Origin of the sequence: Micromonospora chokoriensis, assembly GCF_900091505.1 — a bacterium.
Lineage (GTDB): Bacteria > Actinomycetota > Actinomycetes > Mycobacteriales > Micromonosporaceae > Micromonospora > Micromonospora chokoriensis.
In genome coordinates this window covers 3,678,364-3,694,241 of sequence record NZ_LT607409.1, presented here as the reverse complement: position 1 = coordinate 3,694,241, position 15,878 = coordinate 3,678,364, and the positions used below count along the sequence as shown (strand labels likewise).

At 71.5% G+C, this 15,878-nt stretch carries 15 protein-coding genes; 6 read left to right on the top strand and 9 right to left on the bottom strand.

What is annotated here, in order from left to right:
- Positions 1-35 precede the first annotated feature (35 nt).
- Entirely contained in the window at positions 36-335 is a 300-nt protein-coding gene (locus GA0070612_RS17330; protein ID WP_088988841.1) for a hypothetical protein, read from the top strand.
- Positions 332-994, top strand: a complete 663-nt coding sequence (locus GA0070612_RS17325; protein ID WP_088988840.1) for a hypothetical protein — start codon at positions 332-334, stop codon at positions 992-994. The genes GA0070612_RS17330 and GA0070612_RS17325 overlap by 4 nt, the downstream gene beginning before the upstream one ends.
- A gap of 133 nt (positions 995-1,127) precedes the next feature.
- On the opposite strand, the gene GA0070612_RS17320 is transcribed toward GA0070612_RS17325, so the two are convergent.
- A complete protein-coding gene (locus tag GA0070612_RS17320) occupies positions 1,128-5,504 on the bottom strand; it encodes an FtsK/SpoIIIE domain-containing protein (RefSeq protein ID WP_088988839.1) in 4,377 nt (1,458 codons plus the stop codon).
- A gap of 91 nt (positions 5,505-5,595) precedes the next feature.
- Entirely contained in the window at positions 5,596-5,892 is a 297-nt protein-coding gene (locus GA0070612_RS17315) for a WXG100 family type VII secretion target (RefSeq protein ID WP_145780117.1), read from the bottom strand.
- Positions 5,893-6,128: 236 nt separating this feature from the next.
- Between GA0070612_RS17315 and GA0070612_RS17310 the strand changes: the two genes are divergently transcribed.
- Together GA0070612_RS17310 and GA0070612_RS17305 are read left to right on the top strand one after the other, a co-directional pair.
- On the top strand, positions 6,129-6,806 hold the full coding sequence (locus tag GA0070612_RS17310) for a COG4315 family predicted lipoprotein (protein ID WP_088988837.1): 678 nt from the start codon (positions 6,129-6,131) through the stop codon (positions 6,804-6,806).
- A gap of 17 nt (positions 6,807-6,823) precedes the next feature.
- The gene (locus GA0070612_RS17305) at positions 6,824-7,267 is read left to right on the top strand and encodes a DUF4333 domain-containing protein (protein WP_088988836.1); all 444 of its coding nucleotides are present in this window, start codon (positions 6,824-6,826) and stop codon (positions 7,265-7,267) included.
- 12 nt (positions 7,268-7,279) lie between these two features.
- Here GA0070612_RS17305 and GA0070612_RS17300 read toward each other — a convergent pair whose 3' ends face one another.
- The 3 genes from GA0070612_RS17300 to GA0070612_RS17290 all read right to left on the bottom strand — a co-directional run bounded on the left by GA0070612_RS17300 (position 7,280) and on the right by GA0070612_RS17290 (position 9,541).
- Positions 7,280-8,266: a DUF1996 domain-containing protein gene (locus GA0070612_RS17300; protein ID WP_088988835.1), complete on the bottom strand. Its 987-nt coding sequence runs from the start codon at positions 8,264-8,266 to the stop codon at positions 7,280-7,282.
- Positions 8,267-8,304: 38 nt separating this feature from the next.
- Complete coding sequence (locus GA0070612_RS17295) at positions 8,305-8,619, bottom strand: Rossmann-fold NAD(P)-binding domain-containing protein (protein ID WP_088988834.1); 315 nt, start codon at positions 8,617-8,619, stop codon at positions 8,305-8,307.
- A 253-nt stretch (positions 8,620-8,872) separates the two neighbouring features.
- Positions 8,873-9,541, bottom strand: a complete 669-nt coding sequence (locus GA0070612_RS17290) for a GntR family transcriptional regulator (protein ID WP_088988833.1) — start codon at positions 9,539-9,541, stop codon at positions 8,873-8,875.
- Positions 9,542-9,714: 173 nt separating this feature from the next.
- On the opposite strand from GA0070612_RS17290, the gene GA0070612_RS17285 reads away from it, so the two are divergent.
- On the top strand, positions 9,715-10,230 hold the full coding sequence (locus tag GA0070612_RS17285; RefSeq protein WP_088988832.1) for a sigma-70 family RNA polymerase sigma factor: 516 nt from the start codon (positions 9,715-9,717) through the stop codon (positions 10,228-10,230).
- Positions 10,231-10,234: 4 nt separating this feature from the next.
- Here the strand turns inward: GA0070612_RS17285 and GA0070612_RS17280 are convergent, their stop codons facing one another.
- Both GA0070612_RS17280 and GA0070612_RS17275 read right to left on the bottom strand, forming a co-directional pair.
- Entirely contained in the window at positions 10,235-10,972 is a 738-nt protein-coding gene (locus GA0070612_RS17280) for an alpha/beta fold hydrolase (RefSeq protein WP_088988831.1), read from the bottom strand.
- A 47-nt stretch (positions 10,973-11,019) separates the two neighbouring features.
- Entirely contained in the window at positions 11,020-13,254 is a 2,235-nt protein-coding gene (locus GA0070612_RS17275; RefSeq protein ID WP_167393641.1) for an ATP-binding protein, read from the bottom strand.
- A gap of 318 nt (positions 13,255-13,572) precedes the next feature.
- Between GA0070612_RS17275 and GA0070612_RS17270 the strand changes: the two genes are divergently transcribed.
- Positions 13,573-14,055 carry a sigma-70 family RNA polymerase sigma factor gene (locus GA0070612_RS17270; RefSeq protein ID WP_157742524.1) on the top strand — a complete coding sequence of 161 codons (483 nt, stop codon included), beginning with the start codon at positions 13,573-13,575 and terminating at the stop codon, positions 14,053-14,055.
- A gap of 54 nt (positions 14,056-14,109) precedes the next feature.
- Here GA0070612_RS17270 and GA0070612_RS17265 read toward each other — a convergent pair whose 3' ends face one another.
- Together GA0070612_RS17265 and GA0070612_RS17260 are read right to left on the bottom strand one after the other, a co-directional pair.
- Positions 14,110-14,460, bottom strand: a complete 351-nt coding sequence (locus GA0070612_RS17265) for a hypothetical protein (protein ID WP_157742523.1) — start codon at positions 14,458-14,460, stop codon at positions 14,110-14,112.
- Between the two features lie 190 nt (positions 14,461-14,650).
- Positions 14,651-15,871, bottom strand: a complete 1,221-nt coding sequence (locus tag GA0070612_RS17260; RefSeq protein WP_231924217.1) for a M20 metallopeptidase family protein — start codon at positions 15,869-15,871, stop codon at positions 14,651-14,653.
- Between the last annotated feature and the right edge of the window lie 7 nt (positions 15,872-15,878).

Here is a 15,878-nt window from a genome sequence, read left to right as displayed (position 1 = left end):
GGCAAGCGGAGCAGGCTCGACGCCGGGGTGGCGCGATGAGCGTGATCGACGTACCCGGCACGGAGCTGATGCGGGTGCACGACCTGTTGCAGCGCACCAAGGAGCTGATGGACAGCTCACCGATCAGGTCGATGGGTCCGGTCGTCGACACGCTGGGGCAGCGCGAGTTGGAAGGGGCCGCCCGCGAGTTCGAGAAGCGCTGGGGCGACGGCCGGTACGTCGTGGCCAAGGACCTCGAAGGGGTCCGCGACGCCGCGAAGGCGGTGGCCGACGCGTTCCGGGAGACCGACGACCAGACGGCAGCCTCACTCGAGTCGGACGGAGCAACGAGTTGACCAGCGCAGGAGGCACGGCGGTAGCTGTCCCGACCGGATTCGAGCTGCGTACGCCGCACGACTGGGTCGACTTCTCGGTCGCCGACGAGGCGAGCGAGAACCGCGTCGCCGACGACGTGTGGACCCGGGCCCGCGACGGTGGGTTCACCGAGGAGCAGGCGGGACAGTACGCCGAGCAGCTGCGCCGGTCGGTGCGGCAGGCCCGCAACGCCGGCGCGGTGCACGCCGCCGGCACGTTCCAGGTGTACGAGGACGGCGCGCTCATCGCCACGGTGCTGGTCTCCGTGGTCACCCCGCCCGCGACGGGCGACATCATCGGGGCGTTGACCGCGGTGGCGCAGCCCGCCCACGCCGACGGCACCTGGCGTCGGGTGAGCACCGCACAGATCCCCGCGATCGGCACCGTCGGCCGGGTGCACGGCATCCAGAACGTCAGCCAGGACGGCGTCACCATGCGCTGCGCCGTGATGCACACGGTCGTACCGCTGCCGGGGGCGACGAACGTGCTGGTGGTCACCGGTTCGAGCCCGAATCTCGCGGAGGCGGAGGAGATCTTCGAGCTCTTCGCCACGATCACCGCGACATTGACCTTCTCGTATAAGGGGGAGGCTTCCGCGCTCACGCCGCCGGCGGCCTCCCCGGGGGAGGTCGGCAGCTAGGGGTAACTGCCGACCTGCGTTGGGGGGACACCGTTGGGGGGTGTCCCCCCAACGTCGTTGCGTACCCGGTGGGGTCTGGGCATTGTCGAGTCCGGCCCCGAATGGGAGCCGGACTCCGTCGTCGCGGTCGTGCCTACCGGGCGTCGCCGGTCCCGGCCAGCAGCTCCCGCAGCCCGGCCGGTTCGGTGCGGGGCACCTGCACCAGGTGCAGCTTGCCGTCGCCGAAGTGGGCGTGCACCCGGCCCGGCCGACCGCCGCCGAGCTGGCTGCGGGACAGCTTCACGCCGATCAGCTCACCGTCGCCGAGGCCCTGCGGGCTGAGCAGCGCGCCCTGCCGGTTGCGGCGGGCGTCGACGTGCCAGCCGCCGAAGCCACCGGAGAGACCGTCGATCGAACCACCCATGATCAGCCCGAGGCCCCTCTCCGCCCCGACCCGGGCGATCTCACCGAGGTCGCTGCCGGCGTCGCACTTGAGCAGCTGCTCGGCGTCGTCCAGGACGACCACGGCGGGCCCGGTTCGCCCGGCGAGGGCAGCCGCGAGCCCGGCGGAGGTGAAGTTCTCGCTCGTCACCAGGTCGAGCACCCCGGGCACCCCGGCCAACTCCCGCAGCGGTGATCGGCGGGGTGCCGCGATCACCACGGGTGTCCCCTTCGCCAGCAGACCGGCGACCATCGTCAGCAGGGCGGTGCTCCGCCCGGATCGGGGCGGTCCCGCCAGGATGAACGAGGGGTTGGTCTCCAGGTCCGGGCCGATGGCCGAGAGCTCGTCCCCGCCGACTCCGAGCATCGTCCACAGCGGACCGGTCGGCCGCGCCAGGGCGCTCGCCTGCGCCAGGGTCAGCTCGTCCGGCAGCACGTCGATCCGGAACGGGCGTCCGGCGGTGCCGACCGCGGCATCCCGCAGTCGCGCCGCCTCGGCGATCACGGCGAGCGCACGGGCCTGACCCTGCCCGGAGCTGTCCCGCGTGAGCAGGGCGATCTGGGCCTCCGCGCCGTCGACCGCCCGGATCGCCCGGCCCGTGCCGATCTCGTCCGGCAGCTGCCGGTAATTGATGCCGACCATGCTGTAGTCGCTGCGTTCGGTCAGCCGGAGCACCAGTTTGTCGTCGGTCGTCGACGAGATCCGGGTGGTGAACATACTCCGGTCACCGGCCATCACCACGTGGATTCCGGCCCCGGCGCCTTCGCGCAACAGGGTCAGCAGGGCCGCCATGACACTGCCGTTGTCGTAGTCGGCGAACGTCTTGTCGAAGACCTCGAACCGGTCGAGCAGCACCAGGATGTGCGGCGGACGGTCGGACTCGGCCGCCCCGGCCCGGTACTCCACCATCCCGGCCGAACCGGTGGAGGCGAGCAGCTGCTGGCGACGCCCCAGCTCCGCGACGAGGCGGGCGAACAGGCGACCGAGCCGTTCGGCCTCGGTCCGCTGCACCACGGCGCCGCAGTGCGGCAGCTCGGTGAGGGCGAGCAGGGCGCCGTTGCCGCAGTCCACGCCGTAGAGATGGACGTCGGCGGTCGAGTGCGCGCCGGCCACGGTGCCGGCGATCGTCCGCAACGCCTGCGAACGGCCGCTGCGCGACGAGCCGATGACGTGCAGGTGCCCCAGCGTCCCCAGGTCCAGCTCCAGCGGCGCCTGCTCCTGCTCGGCCGGCAGGTCAACCAGGCCGTACGCCACCGGGGGCAGGTGGTAGCCGCTGCCGCGCGGCGCGGGAAGAGCGTCGACGGTCAGCGTGTCCGGCAGCGCCGGCAGCCACGGGCTGTGCGGCGGCTCGATGGCGAGCTGCTCACTGGCGCCCCGGACGGCCTCCACCAACACGGCGAGGTCGGTGAGTTCGGCCGATGGCGCGGCCTTCACACCCGGACGGCTGGGCCTGGGCCGACCCAGGTCCTTCCAGGAGACCGGCGCGAGCCAGGGCGCCTGCCGGGCCTCCGTGCGGGCGCCCGGACGGAACCCACCGACCCGCCCGGCCTGGAACGGCACCAGCGACGACTGGGCGAGGCGTACGAAGGCCCGGCCCGGCGTCGACTTCAGGATCGAGGCGGCGTCCGGGGCGTTCAGCACGTCCTGGCTCTCGCTGGTGTCGGTCACCCGCAGGGCGATCCGCAGGTTGGTGTTCGCCCGGATCTCGGGTGACACCACTCCGCCCGGACGTTGGGTGGCCAGCACCAGGTGGATGCCGAGCGACCGTCCCCGCTGCGCGATGTTCACCAGACCGGTCACGAAGTCCGGCAGGTCCCGGATCATCGACGCGAACTCGTCGATCACGATCAGCAGTCGTGGCATCGAGGTCCGGGTCGGCTCGCGGCGCAGCAGGTCGACGTAGTCGTCGATGTCCTTCGCGCCCGCCGCGGCGAGGATGTGCTCGCGCCGCTTCAGCTCGGCCGTGAGCGAGGTCAGCGCCCGACCCACCAGGTGGGTGTCGAGGTCGGTGACCATGCCGACGGTGTGCGGCAGCCGGACGCAGTCCTTGAACGCGCTGCCACCCTTGTAGTCCACCAGCACGAACGTCATCGCGTCCGGCCGGTTGGCGACGGCGAGCGAAGCGACGAGGGTCTGCAACAGCTCCGACTTGCCCGATCCGGTGGTGCCGGCGACCAGCGCGTGCGGACCGTCCCGCTTGAGGTCCAGGGCGAACGGTCCGTCCAGCGAGACGCCGAGCACCGCCTCGGTGGTCCGGCCTCCGGTGGTCCACCTGGCCGCGACCGCGTCCGGCTCCGGCGGTTCCATGCCCAGCACGTCGAGCAGCCGACTCGCGTCCGGCAGGGCGGCGCCGTCGTCCGCGCCGCCGGTGTCGCGCAGCGGCGCAAGCGCACGCGCCACCGTCCGCAGCCACGGCGTTGAGAGCAGGTCCGGGTGCACGGCGGGGATCGGCGCGGCGAGCGTCCGGGTCACCAGCAGCGACCCGTCGGTCTGCTCGGCGACGACGGCCTGGCACTCCTCCGGCAGCAGCTTCTCCTCGGCGTCGACGCAGATCGCGTACACCCCGACGGCGGGTCCTTCCCGCAGGATCTGCGTCACCCCGGGCAGGGAGCGCAGCCGGCGTGCCCCGTCGAGCACCACGAGGATGTCGCGGAACGTCCCGTCGGCCCGCTCGGCGGAGCGGGCCGCGATCACGGCACTCAGTTCGGCCACGCGTCGGGCCATGGTCTGGGTGTCGGCGCCGACGGTGGCGACGGTGTCCTGGCCGTCGCGCGGCGCCGCGTGCGGCAGCCAGCCGACCCACGACCAGCCCTCCTCGTCGCCCGCACCGGCGAGCAGGTAGATCTGCAGGTCCTCGGGGCTGTGCAGGGTGGCGGCCTGCGCGACCATCCACCGGGCGGTCACCCGGGCGACGGCGGCGCCGGCGATGCCGACCACTCCGTGCTTACGCACCGACACGGTCGCCGGCACGTCGAGGGCACTCCACCGGACCTCCCGTCGATGCTCGTCCTGGCTCGGGTCCCGGAGCACCACCTCGGACGGAAGGTCGGCGCTGCCGGCCCGCAGTTCGAGGAAGTCGGGGTCGGTGCGGCGACGCTCCCAGAGGCGGCGCTCCGGCCCGACGGCGATCAGCCGTACGGCGGCGGGGTCCGGGAAGTTGTCCCGTCGGGCCAGCCGCTCGGCGGTCAGCGCCGCCTGCGCCTCGGCGCTGATCCGCGTCCGTTTCGCCTCGTACTCGGCGAGGCGGGTGCGATGGCTGGCCTTGCCCAGCCGTCGGGAGCTGATCTGACCGGCGATCAGCGCGACCGGCGACAGGATGGCGAAGAGCAGGGTCAGCGGATTGCCGGTGATGAGGAACGCGGCTCCGGAGACGACCAGCGGGGCCAGCACGGTGATCAGTACGAGCGGTCGTCGCTCCGGCGGGGACGGCGGTGACGGCAGGGTGAACTGGGTCGGGCGCACCTCCGGCAGCAGCCGTGGCGGACGGTTGTAGTCCAGCCCGGTGCGGTCCTCGGAGATCTGCAGCGCGGCCTCGGCACGGACCGGAACGCGGAGTTCCAGCAGGGACGAGCCGACCGCGAGTTGTCCGCCGGGGGGCCACGCCTGTTCCCCGTCGAGCTCGACCCGGTCGAGCAGGAGGCCGGGTTGCTCCGGTCGCAACCGGCACCTGCCGTCCGGAAGGACCCGGACCGACGCCATCACCGGCGCGAGTGTGGGGTCCGTGAGGCCGACCCGGCTGGCGCTCGCGGTGCCGATGGTGTGTTCACCGAGGTCGAGCTGATAGGTCGCGCCGGCGTCGGTGCCGCTGACCACCCGCACCTGCACCAGTCCCGGCGGCTGCGTCGGGGGCTCGGGCACGGGCCGATCCAGCCCGAGCACCGTGCCCTGGCGCAGTGGTGCCTCGGCGAGGGTGAGCAGTGGGTCCAGTGGCGCACCGGCGACGAAGATCGCCGGTGGTGTGCCGGTGGGCTCCGGCCGGCGCGCGGCGAGCGCCTCGGCGAGTTCCCCCACGGTGTTCTCGGGGGCCGCCTCGACCTGGTATTCGATGACGGCGGTGGACGGATCCGCAACGGTGAGCTGCAGGCGCACGAGGGCCTCCTGGTCGGTGGTCCATGGGGGAAAGACGGGCGGGGCCGCGTGGTGATTCGCTCACCACGCGGCCCCGGGCCGGTCCGGTCGTTCAGCGGCCGAGGCTGGCCCCGGTCTGGTTGTCCGTCTCGGAGAACGCGTCGCTGACCTGCGAGAGGTACTGGCTGATGCCCTCCATGCCGTTCAGGGTCTGGTCGACGCTGCCCTTGTACTCGTCGAAGTACGGGCCGAACTTCTGCTGGGCCGCCGGGGTGTTGTAGCCACCCTGGATCAGAGTGTCGATCTTGCTCTTGGCCTGGTTCATTCCGTCCAGCAGCGTCTGCATGTTCTGCTTCAGCCAGGTCGAAGACTCCTGCATGTCCTCGCTGACGATGTGGTAGGTGGCCACGTTCCGCTCCTTCAGGTCGTCGGTCTTCCGGCTCCGTGGGGCGGCCCCTCCTGGGTCGCCTTCCGCCGTCGCCGCCACCCACACGGACGGTTGCCCGAAACGGTTCAGCGCGAGGTTCGACGTCGTGACCGGGGACTCGTCCGACCTCGACGGTGAACCAGGTCGCCGACCGCTTCGTGTGGATGCCGGACCGCGCGGATGGGCGTGGTCCTCCCCGAACACGAGGTGGAGCAGAGATGCTTGTGCACAGCCGGGTCGCGCTGAGCGCGATCGCACTGGCCAGCCTGGCGGCCCTGGGCGCGTGCGGCCACGAGGTGACCGGGCCGGCCACGCCGGCCACGGCGGCCGCCACGGCCGCGCAGCCGACGCCGAGTTCGACAGCCGAGGCCGGCACCCCGCCGGAGGTGATCGAGGCTCCGACGGCGCCGACGGTGGCGAGGACCCAGGGTCGCGTACGGATCTACAGCGGCCCGTCCGACGTCGCGCTCTCACCCGCGCCGGACACGGGACGGGGCAGCACCGTCATCCAACTCAACGGGACCGCGTCGCCTGACATCGGCACGTACGTCGCCGACGGGCAGGGTCGGACGCTGTACCGGTTCGACAAGGACAGGGCCAAGCCGTCGACGTCGAACTGCAACGGTGAGTGCGCGACGATGTGGCCTCCGCTGCTCGTCAAGTCGCCGGGGCAGATCTACCCGAGCGGAATCAACCCGAAGCGTGTCGGTTACGTGGAGCGGGCCGACGGCACCTGCCAGGTGACCATCGGTGGCTGGCCGGTCTACCTGTTCGCGAACGACGCCGCGCCGGGTGACGTCAACGGTCAGGGAGTCGGGGACACCTGGTTCGCGATCAGCCCGACCGGCGAGCGCACCAGGCCGCTGCCCGGTACCCCCACCACGGCCGCCAGCTGAGCCCGGAGGAGACGACGATGACGAACCCGTACGCGGGCGCCGACGGCGACTTTCCGACTCCCGCCCCTCGGTGGGCGCCGGCGCCTCCGGCGCAGTGGGGGCCGGACTCCACCGGGTCACGCCCACCCGTCGAACGTCGGCGGCGGGTCTCCCGGAAACTCCTGATCGCCGTCGTCGGCCCGGTGATGGCGGTGGTGGCGCTGGTCGCGGTACTCGGACTGGTCCGGCCCGGCTTCCTCGTCAAGAGAGTCTTCGACACGGCGGCCCTGCAGCAGGGGGTGCTGTCGGTGCTGCGCGACGACTACCAGCTCGACGCGGACCTCGTCGCCTGCCCACCGGGTCGGTCCGTGGAGGCGGGCAGCCGCTTCTCCTGCTCCGCCCAGGTGGCCGGCGTGCCGAAGACCGTCACCGTCACGGTGCTGTCCTCCGACGGCCGGTTCGAGGTCGGCCGGCCGCTGTGAGGTGTGCCCGGGTCAGCCCCGGCAGGTCCGTCCACTGTTGAGGCAGTCGACGACAGTCGCCATCAGCGGCTCCGGCATCAGGTTGACGAAGAACGCGTGATCGGTCAGCGGGCTGTTGCGCTGGCCGTCGAAGGCGTCGATCCGGAACGCGGCAGCCGGCGGGATGTCGTACCCGAGGGTCAGTCGGAGCCGGGGCACCGGGAAGGTGTTGCGCGGGCACGCGCCGTCCGGGGACGGAAAGACGAGGTGCGCACGGTGGCTCTCGCTGTCCGTCCGCCGGCCGTCCCAACAGCTCGGAAAGTCGTACACCCGCTGCACCCGGTCGCCGGCCGGGCATCGGGGGTACGCCGTGGTGCGCCGCTCCGCGGCGCCTGAGCAGGTCCAGGTCGCCGCCACGTTCCGGCCGCCGTTGGTGACGGCCACGGCGTCCCCGACCGTGCCGGCGAGCTGCCGCGGCATCGGCACGACGGTTCCCCGGGGGTTGCCGGAGAAGGTGAGGGTCACCTCGGCCGGCACCTGGATCGGGCCGTCGTGGCCGGTGTGGTCGGTGGTGGCCGGGTCGACGGTGCGCAGCACCGGCCAGAAGTACGTCGACAGGTCACCGTTGCGGCAGGTCGACGGCGCCGCCGCGAGGGTCTGCGGCGTGGAGCCGACGGCGGTGGAGAGGTTGCCGACGTAGTCGTGCACGTGATGCGGCTGCCCGGGAAAGCCGGGTGCCACCACGATGTTGGCGGTGTTGCGGTGGCCGTTCTCGTTTCGGCCACAGTCCCAGGTGTAGGTGCCGGTTGCCGCGCCCGGTGCGGCGGCGGGGCCGGGCGGGACGAGGTTCATGTCGACGAGGTTGGTGGCTGTCGTCGGTCGCCTTCCACCGCCGGCCTCGCTCTGCCAGGCCAGGCCGCAACCGAGCGCGACGAGCACCAGTTCCAGTGTCAGCGTCGCGGTGAGGGCGCGCCGCCGCGCCGTCCCGCGCTCGCCACCCGCTCGAACGTCCTGTGGCACAGGTTCACACTCCCGTCGCCCAACTGGGTGGGCCGTGGTCAGGTTGGGCCAGTCGCCGCGCCGGACGCGTCCGGTTCAGCGGTCGACACGGTTGGCGAGGGGTTCCCCGGCGAGGTACCTGTGGACCTGGTCGCGCACCAGCCGGTACACGCGGTCGGTGAGCCCGCCAGTGCGCGCATCCTTGGCACGACGTCGTGGAACTGCGGCTGGTCCAGCACTGTCGGAACGAAGAAGGTGACCGTTTCGGGGTCCGACGGCAGGGTCGCCGGGTCGTCCGCCACCTCGATGTCGACCGCCGCCGGCAGGTCGTGCAGGTAGGGCAGACCGAGCTTGTGTGGGAGCCAAATCTTCACCGGGCGTCTCCGATCGTGCGGGTGGCCGCGCGCGTATACCTCCGCTCATCAGGTACAACGTCGTCCCGCACCCCGTGTTCGAGGCCGCGGCGCAGGTCACACCGGGCCGGGGCCTGTCACGGGAGAGGGCGCAGCCGTGGGGCCGACGTGACGGCTGTGGCGGACGTGACGGCTGTGGCGGAGCGGAGGCGGTGGTGGCGGAGCGGAGGCGGTGGTGGCGGAGCGGAGGCGGTGGTGGCGGAGCGGAGGCGCCCTACTGCGGGGGCGCCTCGAAGTCGAAGAGCGGATCCAGGGTCAGCCAGTTGTCCCGGGCGGCCACCGCGGCTCGCTCCACGTCGTGGGCCGCGCACAGATCGATGATGCGTTGGTGCTGTGCCACGGAATCGCGCCCGTGCAGTGACGCGAAGCGGAGGCGTTCGAGCCGTCGCAGCATCGGCGTGAACTGCTCCAGTACCGAACGGATGGCCGAATTGGCGGCGGCCGTTACCGCGACGCCGTGGAATTCGTCGTCCGAGGCGATAGCGGCGTCGACGTCGCCGGCCTGTAGAGCTGCCGCGAACCGCCCGTTGGCCGCCCGCATGGCTTCGATCTCGTCGGCGGACAGACGGGGCACCGCCTGGCGTACGGCCAGCTCGTGCATCGCCGCGGTGACCGACTGGGCCGCCCTCGCGGCCTGGACGTCCAACGGGGTGACCATGGTGTAGCGGCCGGGCTTGGTCTGGACGAGGCCGGCCTCCTCGAGCCGGGCCAACGCCTCGCGCACCGGGGTGCGGCTCACACCCAGCCACTGCGCCAGATCCGCGTCGTTGAGTCGTTCCCCAGGTGCCAGAGTGCCGTCGACAATCGCGTCACGGATCGAGAGGTATGCGTTTTCCCTCAGCAGGGCTCGCGGGATGACACCCTGACGTTCGGGGATCGGCATGCAACATATTACACACCGCGTCGAACTCGCTGTCAACGCGTCACACGCCATACCCGACCGAGCGCGATCGCACCCGTGTCACTCGCGCAGCACATATTTGTCAGTCAGCTCTACCTAGGTTCGGTGACGAGCCGCGCGAGTGGTTCGTCACCGACGAGGGAGAGCGCTGTTCCATGTCGCCCACGGCGCCTGCCGGCGACAGCGACGCGCAGATGCGGCACCTGGTGGCCACGCACTGCGCGCCGCTGACGCGTTTCGTGTCGAGGATGACCCGCGACGTCGACCAGAGCACCGAAGATCTGGTCCAGGAGACGATGATCCGGGCCTGGCGGAGCAATCCGACCGTCCTCACGGCGAACGAACAGACCGGCCGACGATGGTTGTTCACGGTGGCCCGGCACCTGGTCATCGACCACTACCGCCGCCAGCGCGCACTACCCCTCGAAGCGATGCCGTCAGCCGACTGCGCGACCGCGGACGACTCGACCGCCGCCGAGGCCCTCGCGAACGTCGCGCTGAGCGAGGCCGTGCGGAATCTCAGCCGGGAGCACCACGAAGTACTCATCGAGGTTCTCCTCGAGAACCGTCCCGCCCCGGAGGTCGCCGCGCGCCTCGGGATACCAGTGGGAACGGTCCGCTCGCGGCTTCACTACGCCGTCCGATCCCTGCGGGAAGCGGTCCTCGACTGAGTGCTCAGGACCGATCGTCCTGGTACAGCAGTTGGGCGACCTGGGCCGGGTGTTCCAGGTGTGGCAGGTGACCACCAGGCAGCACGGTGACGACGGTCGTGGGTAGGGCGGCGGTCAACCACTCGACGTAGGGAACTGGCGGCTGCGCGCCGGTCACCCACCGGTAACCGACGCCCCGGGCGGCGATCGTCCGCAGATCCGCCTCGCGATCGACGGCGATCTGCCCGTCGTCGCCGTGCAGAAGCTCGCTCCAGTAACCCAGCAGCAGATCGCGACTCGGTGCGGTGGCGGTCTCCGCGAGGTGGCGTGCCTCGCCTCGTAGCGACTCGATCCCCATGCCGGCCAGCATGCGATCCCAGACCGCGCGCCACCCGGGGCCACGCAGCTCCGGCTCCGCCGCCCGCACGACGTCGCCGAAGGGGCCCGGCAGCAGGAACTGGTCCAGGTTGACGACGGCGCTCGTGGGATGGCGAGCGGCGTAGATCGTGGCGATCACCCCGCCCAGAGAGTGACCCACCACCGTCGGCGGCCCGGTCAGACCCGCCGCGGTGATCTGACCGTGCACGATCTCGGCAACCTCGCGCAGGTCGTACGACGCACGGGGTGGAGCGTCGCCATGGCCCGGCAGGTCCAGGGCGAGGACCCTGCGGTCCGGTTGCAGGACCGCGAGTTCGCGACGCAGAGGGTCCCAGTGCCGCCGATCGAAGGTGAGTCCGTGGAGCAGAACGATGGGAGATGACATACCCGTTCGGCGTAACCAGGCAGTGAACGAACCGTACGTGGCCCCGGTCACAGCTGCCAGCGCGTCGGCCCACCGGCTGCGGGCTGATAGCGGAAGTAGCTGCCGGTGTGCACCGACGCCCGCAGGTGCGCCGCCACGATGGGAGCGACCGGCTCCAGCCTGGTGAGCACCGCCCGCAGGGCACGTGTCGCGTTGACCCGGGCCCGTTCCGCTTCGGCGCTGTGCGAGCGGGTCCGACCCCCCAGGCCGGCGGCCCGCCGCAGTTCAGCCAGCAGCGCGCTCCGCTCGGCCGCGAACGTCGCGGCGAGTTCGACGTCGCCGGTGCGGTCTGCCACGTCCATCTGACGCGCGAGGTCGTCGAGCCGTTTGCGGTACGCCGCACGGGCTTCGGTGTCGAGCACCGGTCCGGGCGCGGACCCCACGAGGCCGGCGCCTCCGGCGGCCAGATCCAGCGCGGCGATCTCCTGGCCGGGTGCGGCAAGAAGGGTACGCAGGAAGTGGAAACCTCTGACGTCACGAAGACGGGCATGCTCCGTACCAGCGTCGATGATCCAGTCGTCGCCGTCGCGTCCCAGTCTCCACACGTCGGCTCCTGGCTCGGTGTGGGCCGCCGACGGGTTGTCCGACGCCGTCGGTGGCGATGTCTCGTCGGACGACACCGGCAGGCCGGCGGGTACCGGCAGGCCGAGCCCTTCGGCTATCGAGGCCGCCTGCGCCCGATCCCCACGGGCCGCGAGGGTGGCCGCCAGCCATGGCAGGGCACCGAGCCGCTTCTCCTGGGCGACAGCCCTGTCGAAGTGCGCCCGCGCTTCGTCGGATCGCCCCAGCCGGGCGGCCAGACGCCCCAGATAGTCCTCGACCGGCCCCGCGATGGTGTTCGCACCACCCCAGACCACCAGGCGACCGGCGTAGGGAAGGAGAGCATCGTAGAGGGCCGCGGCGGCGGTCGGCGCTGCGCCGAACGAGGCGACGAAGGCCAGGTCGGCCACCGCGCCGAGCCAGCGGGGACCCGCGCCGGCCAGCACCGACGGCAGCAGGCGATCCACCTCCAGTAGGGCCTCGGTGATCTGGCCCGACTCTGCCAGAGCACGGGCGGCGGTGACCTCGAAGAAGTGTCCGGGCAGTCGCCGCGCGAGCGCGCGCAACGTCGCGACCTCCCCTGCCGCGTCGCCGCGCAGCAGAGCCAGTCGACCCCGCACCGACGCGGTCAGCCGGTAGGCGTCTGCCAGGCCGACCCGCCGACCCGCCTCGGTCACCTCGACGGCAAGCGCCTCCGCGAGCTCGAAGCGGCCCCGGACCAGCGCCAGAACGGCGTGCCGGGACAGGGCGATGACCGCGGCCTCGGGGTCGCCGTCCCGCTCCCCCGCCCGGGCGTACGCCACCAAAGCGGCTTCGGCCGCGTCCAGGTCACCGAGTTCGGCCAGCGCGACGAAACGCCAGAACAACCCTCGCCGTTCGAGGACGGCATCTCCGGCCCGGCGGGACAGGTCGATGATCTGGGACGCCGTGGACAGACGCTCGTCGGCGGCAGCCGGGTCCCACAACGCGTGCAACCGCCCGTCCAACACCTCGGCGAGGGTCCCCGGTTCGTCGGAGTCCCTGGCGAGCCGAACCGCCTCGTCGACGAGTTCCCGCCGTCGGGCCGGGGCGGACGGGTCGCCGAGCATCTCTCCGGCAAGCCGCACCAGCACACGAGCCCGGGTGGCCGGCGGCAACGCCCGCGACGCGGCGTCCTCCAGCAGCCGGACCAGACCGGTGTCGAGGGTGAGGAACTGGCCTCGCGAAGGCGAGGTGAGGGCAAACTCGACGACGGCATCCTCGCCGGCGCCGGGCGGCACGGCCGCCGCGAGGTCGAGAGCCGGCCCGGGCCAGCCGGCGGTGAGCAGCCATACCGCGTGCACAGTGCCGTTCGGCATCCCCGGCAGGGCGGCAGCGAGTTCCGCTTCGGTCAGTGGGGCCAGATACAGGTGCTGGCAGGGGTGCCTCGCCTCGACCGTGGTGGCCAGGACCGCCGCCCCACCACGTACCAACTGGTCGAGGTCGGCCTCCGTCGTGGCCTGGTCGAGGTCGTCCAGGATCACCAGCCGGGGGCCGGCTCCGTCGGCTGCCGTCGACCGATCCACCGGCAGGCCACGCTGCCGGGCGAGGTCCGCCGCCGCGTCGCCGAGCGCGGTCTTTCCCGATCCGGGCGGTCCGACGACGATCAGGCAACCGCCCCTGCCGGCGACCGCGCCGTCCAGCAGTCGTCGGACGGCGGCGAGCTCACGACGACGTCCGATCATGTAGTGAGGGTAGGTGCTGCCGCTGGGCCTGCCCGGTCGACTCTCCTCGCCACCGGGCGGTGAAGGCATCAGCCCACCGCCAGGATATCTTTGCGCCGCATTCTTCACCCACCACGGATAGCGTCGGTGCGCAATTCTTCCACGTCGACGTAACTAGCATTGAAGTAGATTTCCACTCCCTCTCTATACGCTCTGATCTGACCTGCCGGATTTTTACAGGGAAGAATCATGACCAGAGCGGCGAGCACCATTGGGCCCGAGCCTCGCGCGCACGACGAATCCGCCACACCACCTCCGACCTGCCGCGCCGAGGAACGCATGCGCGACATTCACCGGAACAACGGAAGCGCCCTGCTCTATTTTCTGCGCGGATTCGTGTCCCCCGGCGTCGGCCACACCGCCGAGGATCTGCTCCAGGAGACGATGCTGCGTGCCTGGCGCAAGCTCGACACCGTGCCGACCGAGCCCGAGTCGCAGCGGCGCTGGTTGTTCGCTGCGGCCCGGCGGCTGGCCATCGACGCGCACCGCAAGCGACAGGCCCGACCCGCCGAGGTGAGCCTTCTCGACACCGAACCCGCAGGCTTCGGGAGCGAGGCGGCGAACACGGCCATCGCCACGGTCACGATGCGACGCGCCATCGGTCGACTCAGCACCGACCACCGGTCCGTGCTGACGGAGTTGTACGTCAAGGGGCACACCCTCGATGAGACCGCCGCTCGGCTACGCGTCCCGGTCGGCACCGTCAAGTCCCGCGCGCACTACGCAACGCAGTACCTGCGCAACGCCCTCATCGACGAGTGAGCCGGCTCGCCAGGGTGCGGGCACCCGGACGAGCCGGCGGACCACCAGGGTGGTTCAGCCCTGGGGGCGGTCGAACACGTATGCGCGAAACGACTGGTACTTCCCGGCCTTGAAGGTGCGGAACGTGCCGAGATTCCACTGGTCACCCGTGCAATTGGGACCGGTGAACGCGCTGACCTGTTCGATGGTGCGCTCGCCGGTGAGTGAGTCCGCCGTCGGCGGCATCGCCAGGCAACTACCGTCGGGTTCGGCCACGTGGAGGACCGGGCGAGCGAAGGTGCCTTCGAAAATGCTCAGCCCCGTTTCCGGGACGTCGACGGCCAGTGCCGGCTGGGCTTGCAATCCGACCATCGCCGCGACACTGGCCACGGTCAAACCCGCCGTGGCGCGAATCCTTCTGCCCATGGTGGCACCCTCCCGAGTCGAGTTCCTGCGGAGGGACGGGGCCGAACAGCCCGTTCCTCGCTCCACCGACAGCCTCACTCTTGACAGGGTGGGGAAACAACCATTCGGTGCCGTGATCAGATCGACAGAAAATTACCGATGTCGGATTGAATTTCGGCACGCCTCATCCGTAGCACCACTGGACCTGCGGTCAGGTCGCGGCGAGACGATCGAGAGCGCGTCGGGCGAGTTCGGCGAGGACGAACGACGCGTCGGCCAGGACCGAGTCGTCGAAGACGGCGTGCGGGCTGTGGTTGGTCGCTGCGGTCGTCGGGTCGGCGGCGGCGCTCGCCCCGAGGTGCAGGTAGCACCCCGGCACCTCGTTCAGCACGCGGGAGAAATCCTCCGCTGCGGCGATCGGCGCGGGCATCGGCGCGAACCGGTCCGCGCCCAGCGCGTCCCGCACCACCGCGGCGGCGAACTCGTACTCGTCGGCGTCGTTCACCGTCACCGGGTACCCGTCCTCGTAGGCGACCTCCGCCGTCGTCCCGTACGCCTGGGCCACCGACTCGCACAACCGGTCGAGTTCGGCTCTGACCCGCGCGCGGTTCGCTTCCGAGAACGTGCGGATCGTGCCGGTGAGCTCGGCCTGCTCGGGAATGATGTTCGATCCGGCACTCGCCTGCATCGTCGTGATCGTGACGACGACCGGATCGAACGGGTCGAAGGTGCGGGTGAGCATCGCGGGGATGGACGTGATGATCTGCGCCGCCACCGGGATCGGATCGTTGGCCAGGTGCGGCATCGACGCGTGGCCGCCCTTCCCGTTCACCGTCACGGTGAGCGAGTCGACGCCGCCCATGAGCGCCCCCGGCCTGCTGCGGAAGACTCCCCGCGAGGTCCCGTAGGAGCGCACGTGCAGGCCGTACGCCGCCCGCACCCGCGAACCGGCGGCGTCGAGCACCCCCTCGTCGATCATGCGGCCGGCGCCGTCCCACCCCTCCTCGCCCGGCTGGAACATGAACACCACGTCACCGGCCAGCAGGTCGCGGTGCTCAGCGAGGGTGCGGGCCGCACCGACCAGGGCGGCGGTGTGCAGGTCGTGCCCGCACGCGTGCATTGCGCCGGGTGTGCGGCTCGCGTACTCCAGGCCGGTGGCCTCGGTCTGCGGCAGCGCGTCCATGTCCGCGCGCAGCAGGACCGCCGGGCCGGGTCGGCCGCCGCGCAGGACCGCCGTCACCGATGTCAGTCCGGCGCCGCGGGACACCTCCAGCCCCAGGCTGTCGATCGACTCGATGACGGCCGCCTGCGTACGCGGCAGGTGCAGACCCGTCTCGGGGAACGCGTGCAGGTCCCGTCGCAGACGGACCAGCTCGGGTTGGAGCCGGTGTGCGGTTTCGCGCAGGACGTCGACGTGGTCTTGGTTGGTCACGGCAGAT

What these genes read in the sequence shown, in the direction of transcription:
- GA0070612_RS17275 (WP_167393641.1), bottom strand. Translation starts at nt 13,254, where the DNA reads ATGATCGGACGTCGTCGTGAGCTCGCCGCCGTCCGACGACTGCTGGAC.
- GA0070612_RS17310 (WP_088988837.1), top strand. Translation starts at nt 6,129, where the DNA reads ATGCTTGTGCACAGCCGGGTCGCGCTGAGCGCGATCGCACTGGCCAGC.
- GA0070612_RS17290 (WP_088988833.1), bottom strand. Translation starts at nt 9,541, where the DNA reads ATGCCGATCCCCGAACGTCAGGGTGTCATCCCGCGAGCCCTGCTGAGG.
- GA0070612_RS17265 (WP_157742523.1), bottom strand. Translation starts at nt 14,460, where the DNA reads ATGGGCAGAAGGATTCGCGCCACGGCGGGTTTGACCGTGGCCAGTGTC.
- GA0070612_RS17280 (WP_088988831.1), bottom strand. Translation starts at nt 10,972, where the DNA reads ATGTCATCTCCCATCGTTCTGCTCCACGGACTCACCTTCGATCGGCGG.
- GA0070612_RS17305 (WP_088988836.1), top strand. Translation starts at nt 6,824, where the DNA reads ATGACGAACCCGTACGCGGGCGCCGACGGCGACTTTCCGACTCCCGCC.
- GA0070612_RS17270 (WP_157742524.1), top strand. Translation starts at nt 13,573, where the DNA reads ATGCGCGACATTCACCGGAACAACGGAAGCGCCCTGCTCTATTTTCTG.
- GA0070612_RS17285 (WP_088988832.1), top strand. Translation starts at nt 9,715, where the DNA reads ATGTCGCCCACGGCGCCTGCCGGCGACAGCGACGCGCAGATGCGGCAC.
- GA0070612_RS17330 (WP_088988841.1), top strand. Translation starts at nt 36, where the DNA reads ATGAGCGTGATCGACGTACCCGGCACGGAGCTGATGCGGGTGCACGAC.